Consider the following 21,675-nt stretch of genomic DNA (forward strand, 5'->3'; position numbering starts at 1 on the left):
CCGGGGAACCGTGGGCCCGGGCAACCGCGGCCACGGTTCCCCGGGCCCACGGGGAGAGACCGGAGACCAGCTCCAGAAGTCCGTAGATCCGTAGACGCAGAGATTCCGTAGACGCAGAGATGAGGACATCCCATGACGAACCCGTTCGAGGACCCGGACGCCGGCTACCTCGTGCTCGTCAACGACGAGGGGCAGCACTCCCTGTGGCCGGCCTCCCTCGCGGTGCCCGGCGGCTGGGCGGTCGCCCACACCGAGGACACCCGCGACACCTGCCTGGAGTACATCGACCGGCAGTGGACCGACATGCGGCCGCGCGGCCTGGCGGGGAGCATGCAGTCATGACCGGAGCCTCCCCGATCCAGGACGCGGTCCGCCGCTACTACTCACTGGTCGACGCCAACCGCTTCGACGAACTGGTGGAGCTCTTCACCGCCGACGCGACCTACGAACGGCCGGGCTACCAGCCCCTGGTCGGCCGGGGCGAACTGACCGCCTTCTACCAGGGGGAGCGGGTCATCGCCGACGGCCGGCACACGGTCGACCAGCTGCTGCTGTCCGGGCGGGAGGCCGCGGTGCGCGGCAGCTTCACCGGAACGCTCAAGGGGGGTGACGCGGTGAGCCTGCGGTTCGCCGACTTCTTCCGGACGGACGGCACCGGCCTCTTCGCCCACCGCGTCACGTACTTCTTCGCCCCCTTGGTGTGAACACCGCTGGTGTGGGGACCGTTATGGGGTCTCCCCGACACGGCCGAGGACCAGCTCCACGAAGGACCGCGCCGTCGAGTTCCCGTAGAACTCGCGCGGCGTCACCTTGGGCAGCCCCCGTTGCCGCAGGTCCGACAGCATGCGGACCACCAGGAGGGAGTTGCCGCCGAGTTCGAAGAAGTTGCCGTCGGGTTCCACGTCGACGCCCAGCAGACCGGACCACACGGCGAGGATCTCGGTCCCGAGGTCGCCCTTCGCCTCCGGATCCGCCGCGGCGCCGTCCCGGTCCGTGACCGGTGCCGGTGCCGCGGTCGGAGCCGGGGCCGGGGCGGGGCCGGCGGACGGGGCCGGGAGCCGGGAGAGGTCCGGCTTGCCGTTGAGGGTCAGCGGGATGCCGGACACCCCGGTGAGGCCGGCCGGCAGCATGTGGTCCGGCAGCACGCGCCGGGCCGTCCGCCAGACCTGGTCCACCGAACCGCCGTCCCGGAGCACCACGTAGGCGTCGATGCGGGCGCCGGCCGGGTCCCCCGCCTCGCCCTCCCGGAAGACGACCGCCGCGTCGGCGACCTCGGGGTCCGAGGCCAGGACGGAGGTGATCTCGTCCAGCTCGATCCGGTGGCCCCGCACCTTCACCTGGTTGTCCAGCCGGCCGAGGTGGTCGAGCCGGCCGTCCGGCCTCAGCCGGCCCCGGTCGCCGCTGCGGTAGACCCGCTCCCCGGTCACCGGGTCGTCGAGGAAACGCTCCGCCGTCAGCTCGGGACGGCCGAGGTAGCCGTCGGCCACCCCGGCACCACCCACGTAGATCTCACCGGCGGGCCCCGGCGGCAGGACATGCCCGTGCTCGTCCCGGACCGACACCCACCAGCCGGGCAGCGCCCGGCCCACGGACCGGGACCGCTCCAGGACCTCGCGCGGGGTCACCTCCTGCGCGGTGACGTGGACGGTCGTCTCCGTGATGCCGTACATGTTGACCAGCCGGCACCGGGCGGGGGAGTGACGGGCGAACCACCGTCCCAGCATCGCCGTGTTCAGCGGTTCGCCGCCGAAGACGACCAGCCGCAGGGCGAGCGGTGCGGCGCCCGGGGCCGCCCGGGTGTCGGCCTCGATGAGCTGGGAGAACGCGGACGGGGTCTGGCTGAGGACGGTCACCCGCCGCCGGGCCAGCAGCTCGTGGAACTCGTCCGGGTCACGGGCCGCCCAGTGCGGTACGACGACCAGCCGACCCCCGGTGAGCAGGCAGCCCCAGATCTCCCACACGGAGAAGTCGAAGGCGCTGGAGTGGAAGAACGTCCACACGTCGTCCGGTCCGAGCCCGAGGTCCGCGGACGTGGCACCGACCAGGGCCAGTACGTTGCGGTGGGGGACCACGACCCCCTTGGGGCGGCCGGTGGATCCCGAGGTGTAGATGACGTAGGCGGCCGTGTCGGTGTTGCCGGTCTTCCCGGTCTCCAGGGGTTCCTGCGCGTCCATCAGTTCCTGGGGCGAGACCACGGTCACCCCCTCGATCCGGGGGAAGCGCGCCGGGTCCCCGATGACGACCGGCACCCGGGCGTCGGTCGCGGTGTAGCGCAGCCGCTCCTCGGGGTACCGGGCGTCCATCGGGACGTAGGCGCAGCCCGCCTTCAGCACGCCCAGCAGGGTGGCGACGAGCGTGGTGTCCCGCTCCAGGCACACTCCCACCCGTGCGCCGCCCACCCCGAGGGCGCGCAGCCCGGCGGCCACCCGCTCCGCCCGGTCGTCCAGCTGGCCGTACGTCAGACTGCTCTCGTCGTCGGTCACCGCGACGGCGTCCGGCCGCTGCCGGGCCAGCTCCGCGATCCGCCCGTCGATGGTCTCCGGCGGCGTCCGCCGCTCCGGCCCGGGCCCGGCGGGCGCGGGCTCGCCGGGGTCGGCCGCGGGACGGAAGCCGCCCAGCCGGGTCACGGCCTCGGCCGCGGCGTGGTCCAGCAGGCCCAGCCGCGCCGTCGGAGTCGTCCCGGGCAGGGCGCGCAGCCGCCGGGCCAGGTGCAGGACGCTCCGTCCGAACCACTCCGCGGTCAACGGGGCCACCGTGCGCGGATCGTGGTGGAGGCGGGCGGCGCAGGTGCCGTCGGGCTGCCGCTCCAGATGGAGGAGGAGGGAGAGCCCGGAACCCGGGAACGGGGTGTAGGACGTCCCGGAGGCGGCGTCACCGAGGACCACGCCCACGCTCGCGACCGCCGCGCCGGGCAGCGGAGTGCCGGTACCGGCCGCGAGGAGGTCCGCGACCGTGCCGTCCGCGTCGACCCGGACGGAGCGCACCGCGGGACCGCCCGCCCGGAACGCGCGGTCGAACACCGCGATGCGCGCCTCCGGCCCGCCCTGGTAGCGCGCCAGCGCCAGCGCCGCCGCGGCCACCAGCGGCTCCTCCCCGGGCCACTCCGGACGGTCCGTCAGCGGGACCGTCCCGGCGGCGGCGGTGAGGTCCGGCGCCTGGCGGTCCCCCAGGCCCCAGGGCACCGTGAGCGGCGTGGTGTCCCCGTCCGACCCGTCTTGCGCGTCCTGCGCGTCCGGTGTGTCGAGGGAGGGCAGCGGGTCGCCGTCGAGGGGCTCACCGTCCAGGAGGAGCGCCGCCAGCCGTACGAGGACGCCGTAGGGCACCGAACGCCGCGCCACCAGGACCGCGTCGACGACCCCGTCGGCGTACTCCACGAGCACGGCGCGCAACGGGGGTCCGCAGGGGTGCAGGGGCCGCTCGGCCTCCTGGCGGACGCGGGCGTGCCCGGGGCCGGTCGAGGAGTCCACCGCGAGCGGCAGGGTCCACAGCCTCGACCCCGCCGGCTCCGGCCGTTCCCTGCTCTCTTGTTCGAACAACGTCCGGCTCTGTTCCCGGTCGACCGGGTACCGGGCGCGTACCACCAGGCTGTGGCAGGCAGGAGTGCGTACGGTCATCAGATCTCCGTCTCCGAAGGGGGGCGGGCGGGCACGGTCACCGGGCGCTGAAGCCGCCGTCGACCGTGAGCACACTGCCGGTCACCTGGCGCGAGTCGTCGCCCGCCAGCCAGAGGGCCGCACCGGCGACGTCCGGGGGCTCGATGAGGGCGTTCATCGGCTGGGCCTGGACGAACACCTCCTCGTGTTCGTCGACGCGGACGTCGAGCGAGCGCGCTATCTCGGAGAGCATCCGGCCCTCGACCAGCGGGTCGTCCCGGACGGAGCCGGGGCAGAGCGCGTTCACCCGGACGCGGTGCGGCGCGTAGTCCAGTGCCGCCGCCTTGGTCAGGCCGATCATGCCGTGCTTGGCGGCGACGTAGCCGGCGAAGTGCCGGTAGCCCACGAGACCGGCCGTCGAGGCGATGTTGATGATGCTTCCCGAGCGCTGCTCGATCATCACCGGAACCACGGCCTTGGTCATCCGCCAGGCGCCCGACAGGTCGACGTCCAGCATGAGCGACCACTCGTCCTCGGTGATCTCGTGGACCCTGCGGCCGGAGGGCGCGGCGATCCCCGCGCCGTTGACCAGGACGTCCAGCCGTCCGAACCGGTCGAGGCACTCCGCCACGACTGAGGTGACCCTTCGGAGGTCGCGCACGTCGCAGTGGGCCGGGAGCACCGTGACGCCGTGCCGCGCGCACAGGTCGGCCGTGTGCGCGAGCTGGGCGGCCGAGCCCATGGGGTAGCCCACGCCGGGGAGGTCGTCGGCGATGTCGAGCAGCAGCAGGTCGGCGCCCTCCGCCGCGAAGCGGACGGCACAGGCGCGGCCGAGCCCGCGCGCCGCCCCCGTGATCACGGCCGTCTTGCCCTTCAGCTGCACGGCGACCCTCCGCGGTCGGCGTCGGCCGGGGCGGCGCCGCCGTCGGAGAGTACCTGCGCGACCGTGGTCAGCAGCACCTCCGGGGAGTCGACCAGGTACATGTGGCTGCCGGGCAGTTCCCGGTAGTCGAAGGACGCCCCGGTGGTGCTCCGCCACTCCTCGGCCTGCGTCCGGGAGACGAGCCCGTCGTCGGCGCCGCGCAGCGAGGTGACCGGGAGCGGCAGCGGGGTGTCGGAGGCGGGGACGTAGTCCTCGTGCATCGCCACGTCGGCGCGCAGCAGGGGCAGGAGCAGATCCCGCAGGTCGGGGTCGTCGAAGGCCGCGTGCCGGTAGCCGGCGAACTCGCCGACGCGGGCCAGGAACTCCTCGTCGTCCAGCCCGGTCGCCCGCCGCTCGCGCCCGCTGCCGGGGCCGGGGGATCCGCTCACGAAGAGGTGGCGGAGTCCGGAGCGTCCGCCCAGCTCGCGGGCCAGCTCGTACGCGAGGACGGCACCCAGGCTGTGCCCGAAGAGCGCGAACGGCGCCTCGCCGCCCACGAGTTCCAGTATTCGCGGGGCGAGGACGGCGGCGGCCTCCGACGCGTCGGTGAACGGCTCCTCCAGGAACAGCTCCTCGCGGCCGGGAAGTTGGAGGGGTACGACCTTGAGGCCGGGCGGTGCGACGTTCCAGGCGCGGTAGAACCCGGCTCCGCTGCCCGCGAAGGGAAGGCAGACGAGGGGCAACTCGGTGGGGGACACGACTCGTTCACTCCTTGTGTTCCGATGGGGCCGGAATGCTGATTTCGGGCATGGCACGCCGAAGCCCCGGCTCGGCGGGGCCGTCGTCGGTCACCCGCTCCAACCGGAGCTTCTTCCTGCGGGTCAGGCGCGTTCGGCAGATGTCATGCCATGCCTGATACGAACTCGTGCTACGCGGTGCGGACTTCCCGTGTCTCCTTTCCGAGACCGGCGTCGCGGGCCAGCACGGCGGCGGAGGCCCGGTCGTGCACCTCCAGTTTCGCGAAGATCCGCGAGACGTAATTGCGTACGGTCTTTTCCGCCAGGAAGATCCGACGGGCGATCTGGTGGTTGCTCAGTCCGCCGGCGACCAGTTCCAGGATCTCGAGTTCCCTGCTGGTCAGTTCGGACAGCCCGGTCGTCTCCGGCAGGATCCGCACGGTGGAGAAATGCAGGCTGAGCCGGGAGGCGATGGTCCGGCTGAAGACGGCGCCCCCCTTGGCCACGATCTCGATGGAGTGGAGGAGTTCCTCGGAGGACCTCATGTGCGAGAGGTACCCGCTGACCCCGACCCGCAGGGCGGTGAAGACGGCGTCGTCGTCGTCGTTCTGCGACACCACCATCATTTTGGGCCTGGTCTGGTGGCGACGGTATGTCGAGACGATCTGCTGGGCGTTCTCGTAGATCGACCTCTTCGAGGACGGCTCACCCAGGATGACCACGTGCGGCTGTAATTCGCTGTTCTCGAGCCATCGCATGCCGTCGAGGACGCCCAAGGCCCGGCCGACGAGCGTGAATCTGTCATCCTGTTCGATGATTGTCTCCAGTCCGGCGAGTGAAACCGGATTGTCGCTGATGATGAACAGGTTGATCCCCATATTGCACGTCCCCCGTTTGGCACGTCGTACGGCTCGTCTTTCTTCGGTGCGTCATTCTTTGCAGGAGAAAGGCCGGTCCGGTGCTCAAGCGAGTATGGGTAGGCGAATGATCGGAACGCAAGTTCCGCTGTCAAGTGAAAGAGACCGTTCCGCTTCATGAGTGACTATCCGGTCATCGGTATGTCTTCGCCGGAGGGGTGCGGCGCGCGGACGCCGACGGCCCCCCGGACCGGCGGGTGAGCCCGTGGCCCCAGCGGCCCCGGGCCCGGCGCGCCCCCGCCGCCGGACGCTCTCCCTCCGTTCCGGGCGCCGCGCGGACGCGACGGACGGTGGCCGAAACGGAGAGGTGACGGCTGTTTCCCGAGGAACGGATGTTTATCCAGTGACAGGGGGGAATTGTCGACAGGCCTATGGTGCGGACCAATTGGCCCGGCAGTCGGCGGGCGACAGCACACCCGCGGGGCGATCGCCGTACATACGGGCCTTGACCCACGCCCGTACTGGACGCGCCTCGAACCGGCCCCCTACGTTCGGCACATGGGTAATGCTCCTCGTCGGTGCCTGATCACACTGGACGTGCTGGCCGCGCTCGGGTTCGTGATCCTCCCGCAGGTGTCGGTGCTGCGTCCGGCCGACGGCGGCGAGGTGAGCGCCACCGCCGTGTGGCTGCTGTCCCTGGGCACCGCGCTGCCGCTGGTCGTACGGAGGCTGTGGCCGGTCCCGGTGTTCGCGGTCGCGTTCACCGCCGCCTGGGTGGCGCTGGTCGCCGGGGTCGGGCCGACCCCCTTCCTCGCCGCCGCCTACGCCCTGTACCTGGTGGCCACCACCAGGAGGGGGCGACCGGGGCTTTCCGTGGCCCTCGTCGCCGGGCTGTGCACGGCCGGCGCGGTCCTGATGACGGTGTCGGGAGGGCAGGGGTACCAGGGCGGGAGCAGGGCCGTACAGGTCGTGCTCGGAGTGCTCGTCCTCGGCGCCACCTGGGCGACGGGGGCCGCGGTCAGGGAACGGCGGGAGAGCCTGCGGCGCGCCATCGAGCACGCGGCCGAGCAGGCGAAGGCCGAGGAACGCCTGCGCATCGCCCGTGACATCCACGACGTCGTCACCCACAGCGTGGGCGTGATCGCGATCAAGGCGAGCGTCGCCAACCACGTGGACGCCACCCGCCCCGAGGAGGCGCGGGAAGCCCTGGCGGTGATCGAGGACATCAGCCGCCGGGCGCTGCGTGACATGCGGGCCACCCTCAAGGTGCTGCGCCGCGAGCAGGACGGCGGCGCCGGCGACCTGCGGCCGGTCCAGGGGCTGACGGACCTGCCGGCCCTGGTGCGCACGGCCGAGGCCGCCGGAGTCCGCGTCGACCTGCGGAGCGAGTACGAGGAGCAGCCCCCGAACGGTGTCGCGCTGTCCGTGTTCCGGATCGTCCAGGAGGCCCTGACCAACGTCGTCAAGCATGCCGCGCCCACCCGCTGCCGGGTCCGGATCGCGGCCGTCCAGGGCACGTTGACGATCGACATCACCGACGAGGGCCCCGGGCCCGGGCATCGGCCCACCGTGCCCGGCGGGGGGATGGGCCTGGTCGGGATGAAGGAGCGGGTCGCCGCGCACAGCGGCACCTTCGGCGCCGGGCCGCGGCCGGGCGGCGGCTTTCGGATCGTGGTGACACTGCCGTACTGAGCCCGACCCGTTCCCGGGTGCCGGACTCATCCGCAGGTATGGGTTCGGCCCGCGCGGGCCGCCGCGGAATCCCGACCCCGGACCGATGCGGCCGGCTGGCCGGCCCGACGAGACTCGTCCCGTGATCGAAGTCCAGAACCTGACCAAGCGGTACGGGGAGACCACCGTCGTGGCAGGCCTCACCTGCACGGTGCGGCCGGGCGCCGTCACCGGATTCCTGGGCCCCAACGGGGCCGGGAAGTCCACGACGATGCGCATGATCCTCGGCCTCACCCGCCCGGATGCCGGAACCGCCCTCATCGGCGGCCGCCCCTATCACGAACTGACGTACCCCGCCCGGCAGGTCGGCGCCCTGCTGGAGACGGCGGTCGCGCACCGCGGCCTGACCGCCGCCGACCATCTGCGCTGGATCGCGCAGAGCAACCGGATCGACCGGCGACGGGTCGCGGAGGTCCTGGAGGCGGTCGGCCTGACCGGAGCGGCCCGGCGGCGGGTCGGCACGTTCTCCCTCGGCATGGGACAGCGGCTCGGCCTGGCCGCGGCCCTGCTCGGCGACCCGCCCGTCCTGGTGCTCGACGAGCCGGTCAACGGCCTGGACGCCGAGGGCATCCGATGGCTGCGCGACCTGCTGCGCTCGATGGCCGCCGAGGGCCGGACCGTCCTCGTCTCCAGCCACTTGATGGCCGAGATGTCCGTGGTCGCGGACGACCTGGTCGTCATCGGCCGCGGACGACTGCTTACCCAGACCGGCACGGAGGAGTTCATCCGGCGCCACGCACGGACCTACGTGCGGGTGCGGACCTCCGAACCCCTGCGCCTGCACCGGGAACTGGAACGGAACGGCGCCTCGCTGAGCCTCGCGCACGACGGCAGCCTGGAGGTCGACGGCATGACGGCGGCCGAGATCAACCGGCTGGCCGCGGCGGGCGACCTCCCGCTCGAAGAGCTGAGCACCCACACGGGATCGCTCGAGGACACCTTCCTCAAGCTCACCGGCCCCGAAGGGAGCAGCACCCGTGTCTGAGACGGCCGCGGCCATGCGGGCCGAGTTCACCAAACTGCGCGGCGTCCGCGGCACGTTCGTCGCGCTGCTGCTGTTCGCCCCCGCCAGCCTCTTCCTCTCCGCCCTGGGCGGCTGGTCCGCGAGGAAGGCGATCGAGTCCGACAACCCCCTGCTCCGCTCCGACTTCACCCCCGAGCAGACCGGCATGGACGGAGTCCTCTACGGCCAGCCGGCGCTGATCGTGTTCGCCGTGCTCCTCGTCTCGAGCGAGTACTCGTCCGGCATGATGCGGGTCTCGCTGCTCGCCGTGCCCCGGCGCGGGCGGCTCTACCTGGCGAAGGCGGCCGTCACCGCCGCCGCCGCGGTGGCCGTCGCGATCCCCGTCACCGTCCTCGGCTACCTGCTCACGCAGTTCGCCCTCGGTCCCCACGGCGCCGGCATCGACACGAGTGGTGTCCCCCGCGCCCTCGCCGGCGCCGTGGTCTATCTGACGATGATGAGCCTGTTCGCGGCGGGCGTGGCCTCGACGGCCCGCGGCGCCGTCGTCCCGCTGGCCGTCCTGCTCCCGATGGTGCTCGCCGGCTCCCAGATCCTGTCCACCATCGGCGCGACCAAGGAGATGGTCCGGTACCTCCCCGACCGGGCCGGCATGCGGATGCTCACGGTCGGCTCGGACGACGCGCTCACCGGGTTCGCCGTCCTCCTCGCGTGGACCGTCGTGGCACTGGCGGCCGGCTGGCTGCGCCACCGGCGTTGGGACGGTTGACGGGACGGGCGGGGAGGGACTCGACGTCGCGTGACGGGCGCGGCCGGCCGGCGTGCTCCGGCCCCGGCCGACCGCCCTCAACAGGGCTTATGTCCAAAGGCAGTTGAGGAGACGGAACAGGCGCTGCTGCTAGAATCGCGGACTTCGAGGGCTCGATGAGCAGTTTGCGGGGAATGCGGGATGGCCGAGGCGGTCCGGGTGCTGATCGCGGACGATCAGGCGCTGTTGCGCGGGAGCTTCCGTGTCCTCGTCGACTCGACACCGGGGATGGAGACCGTCGGCGAGGCCGGTGACGGCGCCCGGGCGGTGGAACTCGCCCGGGAGCTCAGGCCCGACGTCGTCCTGATGGACCTGCGGATGCCCGTCATGGACGGCATCGCGGCCACCCGGGAGATCTGCTCCGACGAGACCATGGCCGACGTACGGGTGCTGGCCCTGACGATGTTCGACATGGACGAGTACGTCTACCCGGCCCTCCAGGCGGGCGCGAGCGGATTCATGCTGAAGGACGCCTCGCCCTCGGACCTGGTCGCCGGCATCCGCGTCATCGCCACCGGCGAGGCCGTCCTGGCGCCCACGGTCACACGCCGCCTCATCGAGACCGTCTCCCGCACCCGGCCGACGGCGCGGCCGGCCCCGCGGCTCGTCGGGCTCACCAGGCGGGAGCAGGAGGTGCTCGTGCTGATCGCGAACGGGCTGTCGAACGCCGAGATCGCCCAGCGGCTGGTGATCAGCCTGCCTACCGTGAAGACGCATGTGAGCAGCCTTCTGGCCAAGCTGAACGTCCGCGACCGGGCCCAACTGGTCATCATCGCCTACGAGAGCGGTCTCGCCGAGCCGGGCATGCCCGCCTGACGCCTGACGCCTGACGCCTGACGCCTGCCCGAGGCCGTACCCGGGCGTGGCGGAGCCGCCGTGGTGAGGAGGGGCCCGGGGGCCTCTTGCACGGCGGGTCCGCTGTCGCTGTCGCGGTCGGTGGCAGTCCGTCGGCTTCCGGAGCCGGCCGGGGCGGGTGGGGGCTACCAGTTCGCCCAGGGGAGGTTCCAGCCGCCCAGGCCGTTGTCGGGGGCGACGGTCTTCTCCTTGGTGTTCACGATCGTGACGACGTCGCCGATCAGCGAGCTGTTGAAGAACGCCCCCGCGCTGGAGGTGTCGCTGCCGCCCTCGGTGTCCTTGAGCGCGACGCAGCCGTGGCTGGTGTTCGCCTTGCCGAAGGGGTCGCCCTCGTACCAGTAGTTGCCGTGGAGGTAGGTGCCGCTCCTGGTCAGCCGCATCGCGTGCGGGACGGCGGGGATGTCGTACTCGTTGCCCAGGCCGACGGTCTGGGAGTTCATGTGGGTGACCTTCTCCTTGGACATGATCACCATGGTGCCGCCCCACGACGGGTGCTTCGCGTCGCCGAGCGTGGCGGGCACGGTGGTGCTCTTGCCGTCCCGGACGACCGTCATCTGGTGCGTGGCGGCGTCGGCGGTGGAGATCTGGGAGCGGCCGATGCTGAACGGCTCGTCCTTGTCGACGTCGCCCCACACGCCCGGGGCGACCTCGACGTTCTTCAGCCGGTAGTGGATGGTCACCCTGGTGCCCGGCTTCCAGTAGTCGGCCGGGCGGAAGTCCAGCCGGTTGTCGTCGAACCAGTGGCCCTTCACCTCGGTGCCGTTGTCCGTCTCGAAGGTGATCGCCTTGGCGACGGCGTCCTTGTTCACGACCTTCGTGCTGAAGTCCACCTTGACGATCATGCCCACGCCGTACGTCTGGCCGTCGCCGATGTTGTCGTTGGTGGACACCTGCTTCTCGGGCGTGAGCGTGGTGAAGGCGGAGGTGGACGCGGCCACCAGGCCGTCGGCGTCCGCGGCCTGGGCGTTCACCGTGTACGCCGTGCCGGGGGTGAGCGCGGCGGCGGGCTTCCAGCCGGTGCCGTCCGGGGTGATCGAGCCCTGGACGGGCTTGCCGTCCTTGTCGGTCACGTCGACGGTGGTGAGCCTGCCCTTGGAGACGGACACCCGCAGGGCGTTCGGCGCGACGCCGCGGGCGCCGTCCTTCGGCTCGACGTCCAGCACGGCGGCGGACGTCTTCGAGGTGGTCGTGCTCGCGTTCCCGTCCCCGGTGGCGCCGGGGGCGGTGGTGGCGGAGGCGCCCGCCGGGCCGGCCGCTTCACCGTCCTTGCCCTGCTCGTCACCGCAGGCCGCGGTCATCAGCAGGACCCCGCCCATCGTCAGTGCCACCGCGCCGCGGTTGAAACGGTCGGTGGTGCGTATGGCGGAACGGGCCGCCCGAACAGTGCTCACAGGTGCTCCTTCTCGGTGTTGGTCGCCAGCTTGTCCGGCCGCTCGTCCCGGCCACAACGGTGAGCCGGCGATCAGGGACCCGGGGACGCCCGTACCTGCTCTGAGCTGGGAAGACGTAAGCTTCCTGGGACGCGTTCGCGGGATGGCGGAACCGTGGGACGGCGTGCCGCGTGCTTGTCTGCCGGAGCCCGCGCCACACCCGTCGGGGGACGTGACGGTGCCGAGCCCGACTGCCGGGGGCGGGTGAAGGAACAGTGCCGAAGGGAATCGGGAAGTTGAGGGAGACGGACGAGGTCGCCCGGCTGCTGCAGGAGCTGAAGAGCCGGTCGGGGCTCAGTTACGGAGCGCTGGCGAAGCGGCTGCACCTGAGCACGTCGGCCCTGCACCGCTACTGCAACGGCGATGTGATGCCGACGGAGTTCGCCCCGCTGGACCACTTCTCGCGGGTGTGCGAGGCGACGCCGCAGGAACGTGTCGAGCTGTACCGGTTGTGGGTCGTCGTCCGTGCGACGCGTGGGAACAGGCCGACCGCCGCCCCTGAGCCGGTGGCACCCGCACCGCCCGCGACCGCGGTACCGGAGGCGGCCCCGGCACCGGAGCCCGTCCCGGACCGCGCCCCCACGGTGCCGCCGCGGCGGCGCACCCGCGGCCGGGGCGTCCTCGCCGCGGTGACGGTCATCGCGCTGCTGGTCGCCGTCGGGGTCGTCGCCACCGGTCTGAGGCTCCGTCCGGACGGGGAGACCGACCCGGCCCGGGCCGCCGACGCCGGGTCGTCCGCCGGATCCCCGGCCCCGTCCGTGCCCCCGTCCCTGTCCCCGCAGCTGTCCGCGGCCGCCGTCGCCGTCGCCGCTGCCGGGGCGAGCCCGTCCGGGGCGACCGGCGGGGCGGACCCGAGCACCAGCGCACCGATCAGCGTCGCCGTCCACCCGTCCGGCTGGGACGCCAAGTGCGACCAGTACGTCGTCAACCGCCCGCCGTCCGAGGTCCCCCGACCGCCCGCCGTGCCGGAGGCGGCGGGCTGGGCCTCCCAGGTCGGCGCGGTGCCGGGCCACTCCCGGTCGGTCAAGCTCACCGTGCAGGGCACCGGCTGGGACACCGTGCTGCTGACGGGTCTCAACGTCCGGGTCACCCGGGTCGCGGCCCCGCTCGCCTGGAACGCCTACTCCATGGGCGAGGGCTGCGCCGGTGGAGTCGGCGCCCGCTCCTACCGCATCGACCTGGACGCGGCCCGCCCCGTCCCGGTCGTGGCCGACGGCAGCGGCAGCCTGCCGGTGGTCGTGACCCAGAGCGAACCGGCGGTCATCGAGGTCACCGCCGAGACCACCACCCACGACGTCAGCTGGTACCTGGAACTGGAGTGGACCAGCGGCAACCGGAAGGGGATGCTGCCCGTCGACCTCGGCCACGGCACCCCGTTCCGCACCAGCGCGGTGAAGGACCGGCCGCTGTACGCCTACCCGGCGGGCGGGCAGGCCTGGGAGCAGGCCCCGGCCCGGCAGTAACGGCGCCGACGGCGCCGACGGCGGCGCCGGGGGCGGGAACAAGGGCGGGAACGCGATCAGGACCGGGGCCCCGGGGTACGGCCCCGGCCAGGACCAGGGGCCCGGTCCGGGATCGGTCCCGGGAGCCTGCCCGGGGCCGGGGGCCGCTGGGAGGATCGACCGGGGACGCCGGAGCGCTCCCCGGGCCGCGGGCCGCCGCGAGGGGACGGCCCACGGGCGGCGGTCTCGGTGGACCGGCGAGGCCCGGGGCGGCCGACCGGCCGTAGAGAGGAGCGCCACAGCATGTCGACGCACCACGGGCCACTGCTGCCACTGCCACTGCCACTGCGGCCGGCGCCGGAGCCGAGCGGCGCCGGCCTGCCCTGGACGGCCGGTGACGCGCTGGTGGCCGTCGGGGTGGCCGTCCTGGACCTCCTCGGCTACACGATCGGCGGCTCGGACGGAAGACCGCCGATCGCCGCGACCGCGCTGGTCCTGCTGGTACTGGCGGCCGTGCCGCTGCTCACCAGGCGCCGCCACCCGCTGGCCTCGCTGGCGGGGGTGCTGGTCCTCGGCCTGGCGCTGAACCTGAGTGTGTCGATGCCGCCGCACTTCACCGGCACGCTCTGCGTCGCGCTGTTCGCCGTGGCCCGGTCCCGCGGCGTCGCGGTGGCCGTGCCGGCCGGCCTCGTGGCGGCCGCCGTACCGCTGGTGGGCCGGGGGTATCCGCTGCCGCCCGCGGTGGGGGACGTGGCGGGCAACGTGGTCGCCGCGGCGCTGGTCGTCGTCACGGCCGAGGGGCTGACGTGGTGGCAGCGCGAGGTGGAGGTCAGGCGAAGGCTGCTGGCCGACCGCGCGGTGGCGCAGGAACGGCGCCGCATCGCGCGGGAGCTGCACGACATCGTCGCCCACCACATCACCACCATGCAGCTGATGGCCGCCGGTGCCAGGGCCAACCTCGGCGGTGACACCGAGGTGGTGCGCGAGGCCCTGGTCACCCTGGAGGGCTCCGGCCGGATGGCGCTGCGCGAGATGCGCCACCTGCTCGACGTGCTGCGGGCCGACGACGAGCCGGACGGGGCGGACCGGGCTCCGGGCAAGGCTCCGGGCGGGGCGTCGGGTGAGGCGCCGTCCGCGCCGCAACCCGGGGTCGGGCAGCTCGGACAGCTCGTCGAGGAGTCCCGCAGGGCCGGCCTGCCCACCGACTTCGCCGTCCTGGGGGAGGAGCGCCCGCTGCCGCCGAGCGCCGGCCTGGCGGTGTTCCGGATCGTCCAGGAGGCCCTCACCAACACCCGCAAGCACGCGGGCCGGGCCGCCCGGGCGAGGGTCCGGCTGACCTACCACCCGGACCGCGTCACCGTCGAGGTGTCCGACAACGGCATCGCCGCGCCGCCCGACTCCCCGGCGGACGCCCTGGTGGGCGCGGGCGGTGCGCCCGGACCGCGGGCCGGCCGCACCGGGTACGGTCTGATGGGCATGCGCGAGCGCGTCGCGCTGCAGGGCGGCAGCATGGTGGCCGGGGGCATCGACGGTGGTGGCTTCCGGGTGGTGGCCAGTCTGCCGGTGGCGCCGGCGGACGGAGAGGAACGGCTCGGATGACGGGAACCACGGAGCGGATCAGGGTGCTGATCGCGGACGACCAGCCGCTGGTGCGGCGAGGCCTGGCGCTGATCCTGGCCCCCGACCCGGCGTTCGAGGTGGTGGCCGAGGCGGACAACGGGCAGCGGGCGGTGGATCTCGCGCACCAGCACCGGCCCGACGTCGTGGTGATGGACATCCGGATGCCGGTCCTCGACGGGGTCCAGGCGACCGAGCGGCTCTCCCAGGAGCTGCCCGCGTGCCGGGTCCTGGCGTTGAGCACCTTCGACATGGACGAGTACGTGGTCGCCGCCCTGCGCGCCGGCGCCTCCGGGTTCCTGCCCAAGGACGTCTCCCCGGAGGAGCTTTCGGCGGCCGTGCGGACGGTGCACGGCGGGGAGGCGGTGGTGGCGCCGCGCCTGCTCACCCGGCTGATCTCCACCTACGTCACCTCGCCCCGCCTGCCGCGGCCGCCGGTGTCGGCGCCGGTGCCGGTGTCCGCTCCGGGCGAACTGACGCCCCGCGAGATCGAGGTGTGGCACCTGCTGGCCACCGGCCTCGACAACGCCGAGATCGCCTCGGCGATGGGCATCAGCGTCTCCACGGTCAAGAACTACATCACCAGCGTCTTCGCCAAGCTGAGCGTCCGCGACCGTGCCCAGGCGGTCATCGCGGCCTACGAGTCCGGTCTGGTCGAGGCCCGGTCCGCGAACCCGGCGGGCTGAAGCGGGTCGGACCAGGCGGAAGCGAGCGGGGTCGGGCCGGCCCCCGGCGTGGGCAGGGGGCCGGCCCGAGGCCCGGGTCAGCGGCAGAGGGCCGCGTCCAGGGCGTCCGTCATGTGCTGCGCGCCGACCTCGCCCGGAACGGTGGTGACGGTGATGGTGGCGGCGCGACCGTCCTCGGTGACGCCGCCGCGGGTCCGGTAGCCGGGGGCGGTGCCGCCGTGGCCCCAGACGAGGCCGCCGCAGGAGAGCGGCCTGCTCTGCAGGCCCAGTCCGTAGCGGATCCCCTGGCCGATCAGATCGGCGGGGACGGTGGTGCGCATCTCGGCGAGCTGCGCCGGGGGCAGGAGCCGGCCGCCGAGGAGCGCGGTGAAGAACGTGTTGAGGTCGGTGTTGGTCGAGACGATCGCCCCCGTCGCCCAGGCCATCGAGGAGTCCATCTCGGTGTAGTCGAACCGGGGCGCGCCCGGTGTGCTGGGGAGGTAGCCGTGGGGGTGGGCCTCGTGGACGGTGGTGTCACCGACGGCGGGGAAGTAGGTGTGGCGCAGGCCGATGCGGTCGATGACGCGCTTGGTGATCTCCTCGCCGACGGGCCGTCCGGTGATCTTCTGGACGAGGAGTCCGGCGACGATGTAGTTGGTGTTGCTGTATGCCCAGCCGGTACCGGCGGGGAAGAGGGCCTTCTGGGCGAGGGCGCCGTCGAGGAGGTCGCGGGGCTCGAAGTAGCGGTACTGCACCGTGGTGAAGTCCGAGAGCTCGGGGGCCTCCATGTAGTCGGGCAGGCCGCTGGTGTGCTGGAGCAGTTGGCGGACGGTGATCTCGCGTCCGTCGATGCCGTCGCCGCGCAGCAGGCCCGGCAGGTAGGTCTCGATGGGGGAGTCCAGGCCCACCTTTCCTTCGGCGACGAGCTGGAGGACGACGACGGCGGTGAAGGTCTTGGTGTTGCTGCCGGCGCGTATCTGGCCGTCCGTGGGGACCTTGGCCCCGGTGGCGAGGTCGCCGACGCCGGCGGTGTAGGTGCGGGTGCGGCCGTCTCGGCCCTTGACGGCGGCCAGGGCGGCGGGCAGGCCGTCGTCCTTGACCAGGGCGTCCAGGCTCTGTTGGACGACGTCGGGCCTGCCGCCGGCGAACGCCGTGGTCGGTGCCAGGACGCCGGCGGCCACGGCGGTGACGGTCGCCACGGCCGCCACCACCCGGTGCCGGCCACGGCGTCCGCGATGGGTTCGGTTGTGCTGTACGCGCTCGTTCATGGAGGAACTCCTCTGCTGGAGGCGGGAATTGGCGGGGCGGGCGGGTTCCGCGCGCCGAGGCGCGCGGAACCCGCTGGTCGTGGTCGTGCCGGTGCGGACGCTCGGACCGGGTCAGCGGCAGAGGGCCGTGTCCACCGCGGCCTTGACGTGCTGCTCGGCCGCGTCGCCCGGGATCATGGTCACCGCGACGCCGGCGGCGCGGCCGTCGTCGGTGGCGCCCCCGGAGCTGAAGTAGCCCGGGATGGTCCCGAGGTGGCCCCAGTACAGGCCGCCGCAGGACAGCGGGTTGCTCATCAGGCCCAGCCCGTAGCGGACGCCGGGACCCACCGAGTCGGCGGGGACGGTAGTGCGCATCTCGGCGAGCTGCGCCGCGGGCAGGAGCCGGCCGCCGAGGAGCGCGGCGTAGAAGCGGCTGAGGTCGCTCGTGGTGGAGACGACGGCGCCCGCCGCCCAGCCCCAGGACGGGTCCAGGTCCGTGTATTCGCGGAACGAGCCGTCGGCTTCCTGGTGGTAGCCCTTGGGGTGGGCCTCGCGGATGGTGGTGTCGCCGGGGGTGGGGAAGTAGGTGTGGCGCAGGCCGATGCGGTCGACGACGCGCCGGTTGATCTCCTCGCCGAGCGGCCGCCCGGTGACCTTCTGGATGATCAGGCCGGCCACCAGGTAGTTGGTGTTGTTGTACTCCCACCGCGCACCCGGGGCGAAGTGGGCCTTCTGGGCCAGGGCCGCGTCGAGGAGCTCGCGCGGTTCGTAGTACCGGTTCGGGTTGGCGAGGATGGCGCCCTTGTCCACGTACTCGGGCAGGCCGCTGGTGTGCTGGAGCAGCTGGCGGACGGTGATGCCGTGCCCGTCGATGCCGTCGCCGCGCAGCAGGCCCGGCAGGTAGGTCTCGACGGGCGAGTCCAGGCCCACCTTTCCTTCGGCGACGAGCTGGAGGACGACGACCGCGGTGAAGGGCTTGGTGTTGCTGCCGATCCGTATCTGGCCGTCCGTGGGGACCTTGGCCCCGGTGGCGAGGTCGCCGACGCCGGCGGTGTAGGTGCGGGTGCGGCCGTCTCGGCCCTTGACGGCGGCCAGCGCGGCGGGCACGCCGTCGTCCTTGGACAGGGTGTCCAGGCTCGACTGGACGCTGTCGGGCCTGCCGCCCGCGAACGCCGCGGTCGGTGCCAGGACGCCGGCGGCCACGGCGGCGGCCGCCGCCACGGCCACCGCCACCCGGTGCCGGCCGTTGCGGCGGCGGAGCGGAAGGCGGTGGTGCGGTGCGTGCTCGTACACGGGGGTCCCCTCTGGTGGTTGGCGCCGGGGATTCCCGGCCTGCGGCAAGAAGACCATTCAGGGGCAAGGGAGTTCATCGGTTCCCAGGACGAGAGCGCACCCGGGAGCGGGCTCCCGGGAGCCGCCCCGGCCGGGACCGGGCTCCCGGCCGGGGCCGCGGCGGGGAGGGGGCGAGGCCGCGGCGGGGCGGGGACGGAGCGGGGGCGAGGGACATCCGAAACGGTGACTGGAGGCGTCCCGGGGTGGTGGGGGAGGCTGGCGGCGACAATCCGGGCGTGGTGCTCGCGGCCGCGCCCCGACGGGTGGCGGCCGGCCGCCGCTCGCTCTCCGTCAGCAGACGTCGAAGGGGCCAGGGATGACGACGCCGGGCAACACCACGGGCAGTGGCGGTCCGTCGATGAGCGGCTACAAGGTCACGCCCGACGACGTCTCCGCGGCGTCCGTCTACGTGACCAACCAGGCCGGCGAGATCGACACCAAGATCGCCACGCTCCGGACGTACGTCGCGGGGCTGAGCGGCTGCTGGCAGGGCTCGGCGCACGGCGCCTTCGAGGTGCTGATGGCCGACTACGACATCTACGCGCGCATGATGCACGACGCGCTCACCGACATCGCCTCCGGGCTGCGCGGCAACTACGTCAACTACGTCGAGTCGGAGCAGGCGAACCTCGCCAACCTCCGCAAGGTGACGCTGCCCGCCGCCAAGTTCTGACGCCGCGTCCCTCCCCACCCCCTCCCAGGAGCACCGCGATGAGTTTCTCCGACGCCGTCCCGATCAGCGTCCAGCAGGACCTGGAGCACGCCGGCCCCTACCTCAACGCGCAGGCGGCCGACATCGCCCAGCAGCTGCACGAGCTGGCCATGTACCTGAACCAGCTGCCGGAGCTCTGGCAGGGCGCGGCCTCCGGCTACTACCAGGGGCTCCAGGCCGAGTGGAACATCGCGGCCGAGGGGCTGTTCGGCCCCGACGGCGTGCTCGGCCAGATCGCGCACGCCATGAACGTCAACTGGGCGAACTACAGCAGCGCCGAGTGGGCCAACTCGCAGACCTGGAACAACACCGCCGGCCGGCGCTGAGGCCGGGGCCGCCGCCGCCGTCGCGGTCGGCCGCCATTCGTACGACATTCCGCATGAACGAGGGCAAGAGAGCTACGCATGGCTGACGGGCACTGCCGAGTGACAGTGGTCGGCGAACACAAGCGGGTGGACCTCGCGGTCCCCGCCGCCGCCCCGATCGCGGAATACGTCACGACGCTGGCCCGGCTGGTCGGCCAGGAGGAGCTGGAGGCGCTGCCGGCGGCGTGGTCGCTGGCGGTGCCGGGCGGGCCGACGCTCCATCCCGTCTCCTCGCTGCGCGAGGCCGGGGTGCAGGACGGCCAGCTGCTGTACCTGCGGGACGCCGCCGAGGGCGAGTTCGAGGAACCGCTGGTCCGTGACGTCGACGAGCTGGTCGCGGACGTCGCCGACTCCTTCGGCGACCTGCGCTGGACCTCGCGCGCCCGCGCGGTCTGCGCGACGGTCCTGGGCGCGCTCGGCCTGGCCGCCGCCTGCGTGACGGCCGCCTCGCGCGGCGGCTGGTCCGGGGCGGTGGCCGGCCCGGTGGCGGTCGGCGCCGCGTTCGTCCTGGTCATCACCGGCTGGCTGCTGGGCCGTTCCACCCTGGACCTGCCGTCCCGGCTGGGCCTGCCGATCGCGCTGGCCGCCGTGCCCTGCGCGGCGGTGGCCGGCTGGTTCCTGCCCGACCCCGTGGACGGCAACGCCACCGCGGCGGCGCTGGGGGCGATGGTCGGCGCCGGGGCCGCGCTCTGGGCGGCGCCCTCGGTGGTCGCCGCCGCCGTGCTGCTGTTCGGCGTGGCCGGGGCGGCCGTGGTGGGACTGCTGGAGGCGGTGCACGCGGACCTCGCCCAGGGCGCGGCCGCGGTGGCCGTGGTCGGCTACGGGATGCTGCTGATCGCGCCCTGGCTGGCCGGCCAGCTGGCCGCGCTGTGGCCCACCGAGCGCGGGTCGGAGGACGGCGCGGTCCGCGTGATGGTGCACCGGGCGCGGACCCTGCTGCTCTGCTGGACCGCCGCGGTCTCCCTGCTGCTGGCCGTCGCGCTGGCCGTGCTGGGCTCGGCGCACGGCGGCTACCCGCCGGCGCTGGCGGGCTGCCTGGCGGTCGCCGCGCTGCTGCGGGCGGGAACCTTCCGGCTGCTCGCCGAGGCGGCCCCCGTGGTGGTGGCCGGCGCGGTCGGCCTGGCCACCACCCTGCTGTTCGCGCCCGAGGCGATGGCGGCTCCCGGCTGGGTCGGCCCGGTGGCGCTCTGCGTGGTCGGGGTGCTGATGGCGGGCACCGGGGTGGCGCTGTCCTTCCGCCGTACGGCGGCCCGCGAGGCCGCGCGGCCGCCGGCGCTGAACGTGCTGGGCACGCTCTGCGGGGTGGCCGCGGTGCCGCTGGCGCTCGGGGTGTTCGGCGTGTTCCAGAACCTCGCCGCGTTCGGACACCACCTGTGAGCCGGACGGCCTGCCGGGCGGACCGCCGCCCGGTCCTGCCCCGGCCGGTCCCGGGCGGCCGGTCGGACGGCCGGTCGGACGGCCTAGCGCCCGCTGAGCTGGTGGACCCTCAGCTGCGCCGGGACGCCGAACCGGAGGGGGTCCGCCACCGCGGCGGGAGCCGTCGGGCCGGGAGAGGCCGCCGGCTCGGGGCCGGTCTCGTCGACGTAGCCCAGTTCGATCGCCTTGCGGGTCAGCTCCGCCTTGTTGCCGGCGTTGAGCTTGGCCCGGATCCGCTTCACGTAGGTGTTGACGGTGGCTTCGCTGAGCGCCATCAGCCGGGCGATCTGGCCGTGGGTGTAGCCCTGGGCGATCAGCCGCAGCGTCTCCACCTCGCGGCGGGCCAGGCCCTGGCTCTCGCCGGGGCTGCGACGGCTCAGCTCGGAGTGGAGGTGGCCGCCCAGGCCCGCCGCGAGGTAGAAGCTGCCGCGGGCGACCGCCTCGACGGCGGACAGGAACTCGGTGTCGTCGGCGTGCTTGGTGACGAAGCCGTACGCGCCGGCCTTGAGCGCGGTCAGCAGGTCCCTGGGCTCGGCCGACGGCGAGAGGACCAGGACCGCGCTGGTGGCGCTCAGGGCGCCGATCACGTGCAGGACGGACGTGCCGGAGTAGGGGGTGGGGTCCAGCACCACCACGTCGGGGCGGAGCCCGCTCTCGGCCAGGTCGTGCACGGTGTCCACCGAGGCGATCACTTCCAGCCGGGGGCTGCGGGCCAGGACCTGCTCGATCCCCATGCGTGTCATGCGGTGGTCCTCGACGATGCCTATGGTCGGCATAACCGGCCTTCCCTCTCTCCGTCTCCCGTGCGGTCGCGCCAGCTGAGCCGCGTCGGGAGGTCTGCGTCACGTGCCGTCACTCCGTTCTACGCAGCCGGGGCCTGAGATGTTCGGATCGGTTGCGAGACGGCGACGGCGCCCGCTCGCGCACGCTCCGTCGAACCATCAGTGTGCGGAGCGGCACGGGCTGTTCGTCCGGGCGCCCGCACCGGAACATGTCGTATTCGGTCGGGGGGCCGCGCGCCCGCCCGCGCCCGTGGAGGTTGATC

At 73.4% G+C, this 21,675-nt stretch carries 20 protein-coding genes; 12 read left to right on the forward strand and 8 right to left on the reverse strand.

The window, feature by feature from the left end; all coding sequences use genetic code 11:
- Positions 1-132: 132 nt before the first annotated feature.
- Entirely contained in the window at positions 133-342 is a 210-nt protein-coding gene (locus tag ACFVXH_RS23210; RefSeq protein ID WP_387826750.1) for an MbtH family protein, read from the forward strand.
- Positions 339-704, forward strand: coding sequence for a nuclear transport factor 2 family protein (locus ACFVXH_RS23215; protein ID WP_380742496.1), 366 nt, complete (start codon positions 339-341; stop codon positions 702-704). The genes ACFVXH_RS23210 and ACFVXH_RS23215 overlap by 4 nt, the downstream gene beginning before the upstream one ends.
- A gap of 21 nt (positions 705-725) precedes the next feature.
- On the opposite strand, the gene ACFVXH_RS23220 is transcribed toward ACFVXH_RS23215, so the two are convergent.
- From ACFVXH_RS23220 to ACFVXH_RS23235, 4 genes are all read right to left on the reverse strand, one after another.
- Positions 726-3,614, reverse strand: coding sequence for an amino acid adenylation domain-containing protein (locus ACFVXH_RS23220; protein ID WP_387826753.1), 2,889 nt, complete (start codon positions 3,612-3,614; stop codon positions 726-728).
- 37 nt (positions 3,615-3,651) lie between these two features.
- Positions 3,652-4,476 (reverse strand): SDR family oxidoreductase, encoded by an 825-nt coding sequence (locus ACFVXH_RS23225; protein ID WP_387826756.1) that lies wholly within the window; start codon positions 4,474-4,476, stop codon positions 3,652-3,654.
- Positions 4,467-5,213, reverse strand: a complete 747-nt coding sequence (locus ACFVXH_RS23230; RefSeq protein ID WP_387826759.1) for a thioesterase II family protein — start codon at positions 5,211-5,213, stop codon at positions 4,467-4,469. Before ACFVXH_RS23230 ends, ACFVXH_RS23225 begins: the two co-directional genes overlap by 10 nt.
- A 170-nt stretch (positions 5,214-5,383) precedes the next feature.
- Positions 5,384-6,070 carry a LuxR C-terminal-related transcriptional regulator gene (locus ACFVXH_RS23235; RefSeq protein ID WP_387826762.1) on the reverse strand — a complete coding sequence of 229 codons (687 nt, stop codon included), beginning with the start codon at positions 6,068-6,070 and terminating at the stop codon, positions 5,384-5,386.
- A 537-nt stretch (positions 6,071-6,607) separates the two neighbouring features.
- Between ACFVXH_RS23235 and ACFVXH_RS23240 the strand changes: the two genes are divergently transcribed.
- The 4 genes from ACFVXH_RS23240 to ACFVXH_RS23255 all read left to right on the forward strand — a co-directional run bounded on the left by ACFVXH_RS23240 (position 6,608) and on the right by ACFVXH_RS23255 (position 10,365).
- Positions 6,608-7,741 carry a sensor histidine kinase gene (locus ACFVXH_RS23240; protein WP_387826765.1) on the forward strand — a complete coding sequence of 378 codons (1,134 nt, stop codon included), beginning with the start codon at positions 6,608-6,610 and terminating at the stop codon, positions 7,739-7,741.
- Positions 7,742-7,862: 121 nt separating this feature from the next.
- Positions 7,863-8,765: an ABC transporter ATP-binding protein gene (locus ACFVXH_RS23245; protein WP_387826768.1), complete on the forward strand. Its 903-nt coding sequence runs from the start codon at positions 7,863-7,865 to the stop codon at positions 8,763-8,765.
- The gene (locus ACFVXH_RS23250; protein ID WP_387826771.1) at positions 8,758-9,510 is read left to right on the forward strand and encodes an ABC transporter permease; all 753 of its coding nucleotides are present in this window, start codon (positions 8,758-8,760) and stop codon (positions 9,508-9,510) included. Before ACFVXH_RS23245 ends, ACFVXH_RS23250 begins: the two co-directional genes overlap by 8 nt.
- Positions 9,511-9,690: 180 nt before the next feature.
- Positions 9,691-10,365 carry a response regulator gene (locus ACFVXH_RS23255; RefSeq protein WP_387826774.1) on the forward strand — a complete coding sequence of 225 codons (675 nt, stop codon included), beginning with the start codon at positions 9,691-9,693 and terminating at the stop codon, positions 10,363-10,365.
- A 164-nt stretch (positions 10,366-10,529) separates the two neighbouring features.
- Here ACFVXH_RS23255 and ACFVXH_RS23260 read toward each other — a convergent pair whose 3' ends face one another.
- Positions 10,530-11,795 (reverse strand): Ig-like domain-containing protein, encoded by a 1,266-nt coding sequence (locus ACFVXH_RS23260; RefSeq protein ID WP_387826777.1) that lies wholly within the window; start codon positions 11,793-11,795, stop codon positions 10,530-10,532.
- A gap of 275 nt (positions 11,796-12,070) precedes the next feature.
- Here ACFVXH_RS23260 and ACFVXH_RS23265 point away from each other — a divergent pair, with 275 nt between their 5' ends.
- The 3 genes from ACFVXH_RS23265 to ACFVXH_RS23275 all read left to right on the forward strand — a co-directional run bounded on the left by ACFVXH_RS23265 (position 12,071) and on the right by ACFVXH_RS23275 (position 15,579).
- Complete coding sequence (locus ACFVXH_RS23265; protein WP_387826779.1) at positions 12,071-13,297, forward strand: helix-turn-helix domain-containing protein; 1,227 nt, start codon at positions 12,071-12,073, stop codon at positions 13,295-13,297.
- Between the two features lie 282 nt (positions 13,298-13,579).
- On the forward strand, positions 13,580-14,875 hold the full coding sequence (locus tag ACFVXH_RS23270; protein WP_387826782.1) for a sensor histidine kinase: 1,296 nt from the start codon (positions 13,580-13,582) through the stop codon (positions 14,873-14,875).
- The gene (locus ACFVXH_RS23275; RefSeq protein ID WP_380779599.1) at positions 14,872-15,579 is read left to right on the forward strand and encodes a response regulator; all 708 of its coding nucleotides are present in this window, start codon (positions 14,872-14,874) and stop codon (positions 15,577-15,579) included. The genes ACFVXH_RS23270 and ACFVXH_RS23275 overlap by 4 nt, the downstream gene beginning before the upstream one ends.
- A 77-nt stretch (positions 15,580-15,656) precedes the next feature.
- Here the strand turns inward: ACFVXH_RS23275 and ACFVXH_RS23280 are convergent, their stop codons facing one another.
- Both ACFVXH_RS23280 and ACFVXH_RS23285 read right to left on the reverse strand, forming a co-directional pair.
- Positions 15,657-16,826: a serine hydrolase domain-containing protein gene (locus ACFVXH_RS23280; RefSeq protein ID WP_387826785.1), complete on the reverse strand. Its 1,170-nt coding sequence runs from the start codon at positions 16,824-16,826 to the stop codon at positions 15,657-15,659.
- Between the two features lie 111 nt (positions 16,827-16,937).
- On the reverse strand, positions 16,938-18,098 hold the full coding sequence (locus ACFVXH_RS23285; RefSeq protein ID WP_387826788.1) for a serine hydrolase domain-containing protein: 1,161 nt from the start codon (positions 18,096-18,098) through the stop codon (positions 16,938-16,940).
- 355 nt (positions 18,099-18,453) lie between these two features.
- Here ACFVXH_RS23285 and ACFVXH_RS23290 point away from each other — a divergent pair, with 355 nt between their 5' ends.
- The 3 genes from ACFVXH_RS23290 to ACFVXH_RS23300 all read left to right on the forward strand — a co-directional run bounded on the left by ACFVXH_RS23290 (position 18,454) and on the right by ACFVXH_RS23300 (position 20,591).
- Positions 18,454-18,810 (forward strand): WXG100 family type VII secretion target, encoded by a 357-nt coding sequence (locus ACFVXH_RS23290; protein WP_387826791.1) that lies wholly within the window; start codon positions 18,454-18,456, stop codon positions 18,808-18,810.
- A gap of 38 nt (positions 18,811-18,848) precedes the next feature.
- A complete protein-coding gene (locus ACFVXH_RS23295) occupies positions 18,849-19,175 on the forward strand; it encodes a WXG100 family type VII secretion target (RefSeq protein WP_049657206.1) in 327 nt (108 codons plus the stop codon).
- Positions 19,176-19,253: 78 nt separating this feature from the next.
- Positions 19,254-20,591, forward strand: coding sequence for an EsaB/YukD family protein (locus tag ACFVXH_RS23300; RefSeq protein ID WP_387826794.1), 1,338 nt, complete (start codon positions 19,254-19,256; stop codon positions 20,589-20,591).
- Positions 20,592-20,674: 83 nt separating this feature from the next.
- Here the strand turns inward: ACFVXH_RS23300 and ACFVXH_RS23305 are convergent, their stop codons facing one another.
- Positions 20,675-21,406 carry a LuxR C-terminal-related transcriptional regulator gene (locus ACFVXH_RS23305; protein WP_387826797.1) on the reverse strand — a complete coding sequence of 244 codons (732 nt, stop codon included), beginning with the start codon at positions 21,404-21,406 and terminating at the stop codon, positions 20,675-20,677.
- Positions 21,407-21,675 lie beyond the last annotated feature (269 nt).

The sequence above is a fragment of the Kitasatospora sp. NPDC058184 genome (assembly GCF_042883725.1).
In the GTDB taxonomy this organism is placed as follows: domain Bacteria; phylum Actinomycetota; class Actinomycetes; order Streptomycetales; family Streptomycetaceae; genus Kitasatospora.

Coding starts and splice junctions, on each gene's coding strand:
- ACFVXH_RS23210 (WP_387826750.1), top strand. CDS start 133: ATGACGAACCCGTTCGAGGACCCGGACGCCGGCTACCTCGTGCTCGTC.
- ACFVXH_RS23215 (WP_380742496.1), top strand. CDS start 339: ATGACCGGAGCCTCCCCGATCCAGGACGCGGTCCGCCGCTACTACTCA.
- ACFVXH_RS23220 (WP_387826753.1), bottom strand. CDS start 3,614: ATGACCGTACGCACTCCTGCCTGCCACAGCCTGGTGGTACGCGCCCGG.
- ACFVXH_RS23235 (WP_387826762.1), bottom strand. CDS start 6,070: ATGGGGATCAACCTGTTCATCATCAGCGACAATCCGGTTTCACTCGCC.
- ACFVXH_RS23240 (WP_387826765.1), top strand. CDS start 6,608: ATGGGTAATGCTCCTCGTCGGTGCCTGATCACACTGGACGTGCTGGCC.
- ACFVXH_RS23255 (WP_387826774.1), top strand. CDS start 9,691: ATGGCCGAGGCGGTCCGGGTGCTGATCGCGGACGATCAGGCGCTGTTG.
- ACFVXH_RS23270 (WP_387826782.1), top strand. CDS start 13,580: ATGTCGACGCACCACGGGCCACTGCTGCCACTGCCACTGCCACTGCGG.
- ACFVXH_RS23275 (WP_380779599.1), top strand. CDS start 14,872: ATGACGGGAACCACGGAGCGGATCAGGGTGCTGATCGCGGACGACCAG.
- ACFVXH_RS23280 (WP_387826785.1), bottom strand. CDS start 16,826: ATGAACGAGCGCGTACAGCACAACCGAACCCATCGCGGACGCCGTGGC.
- ACFVXH_RS23290 (WP_387826791.1), top strand. CDS start 18,454: ATGACGACGCCGGGCAACACCACGGGCAGTGGCGGTCCGTCGATGAGC.
- ACFVXH_RS23295 (WP_049657206.1), top strand. CDS start 18,849: ATGAGTTTCTCCGACGCCGTCCCGATCAGCGTCCAGCAGGACCTGGAG.
- ACFVXH_RS23300 (WP_387826794.1), top strand. CDS start 19,254: ATGGCTGACGGGCACTGCCGAGTGACAGTGGTCGGCGAACACAAGCGG.
- ACFVXH_RS23305 (WP_387826797.1), bottom strand. CDS start 21,406: ATGCCGACCATAGGCATCGTCGAGGACCACCGCATGACACGCATGGGG.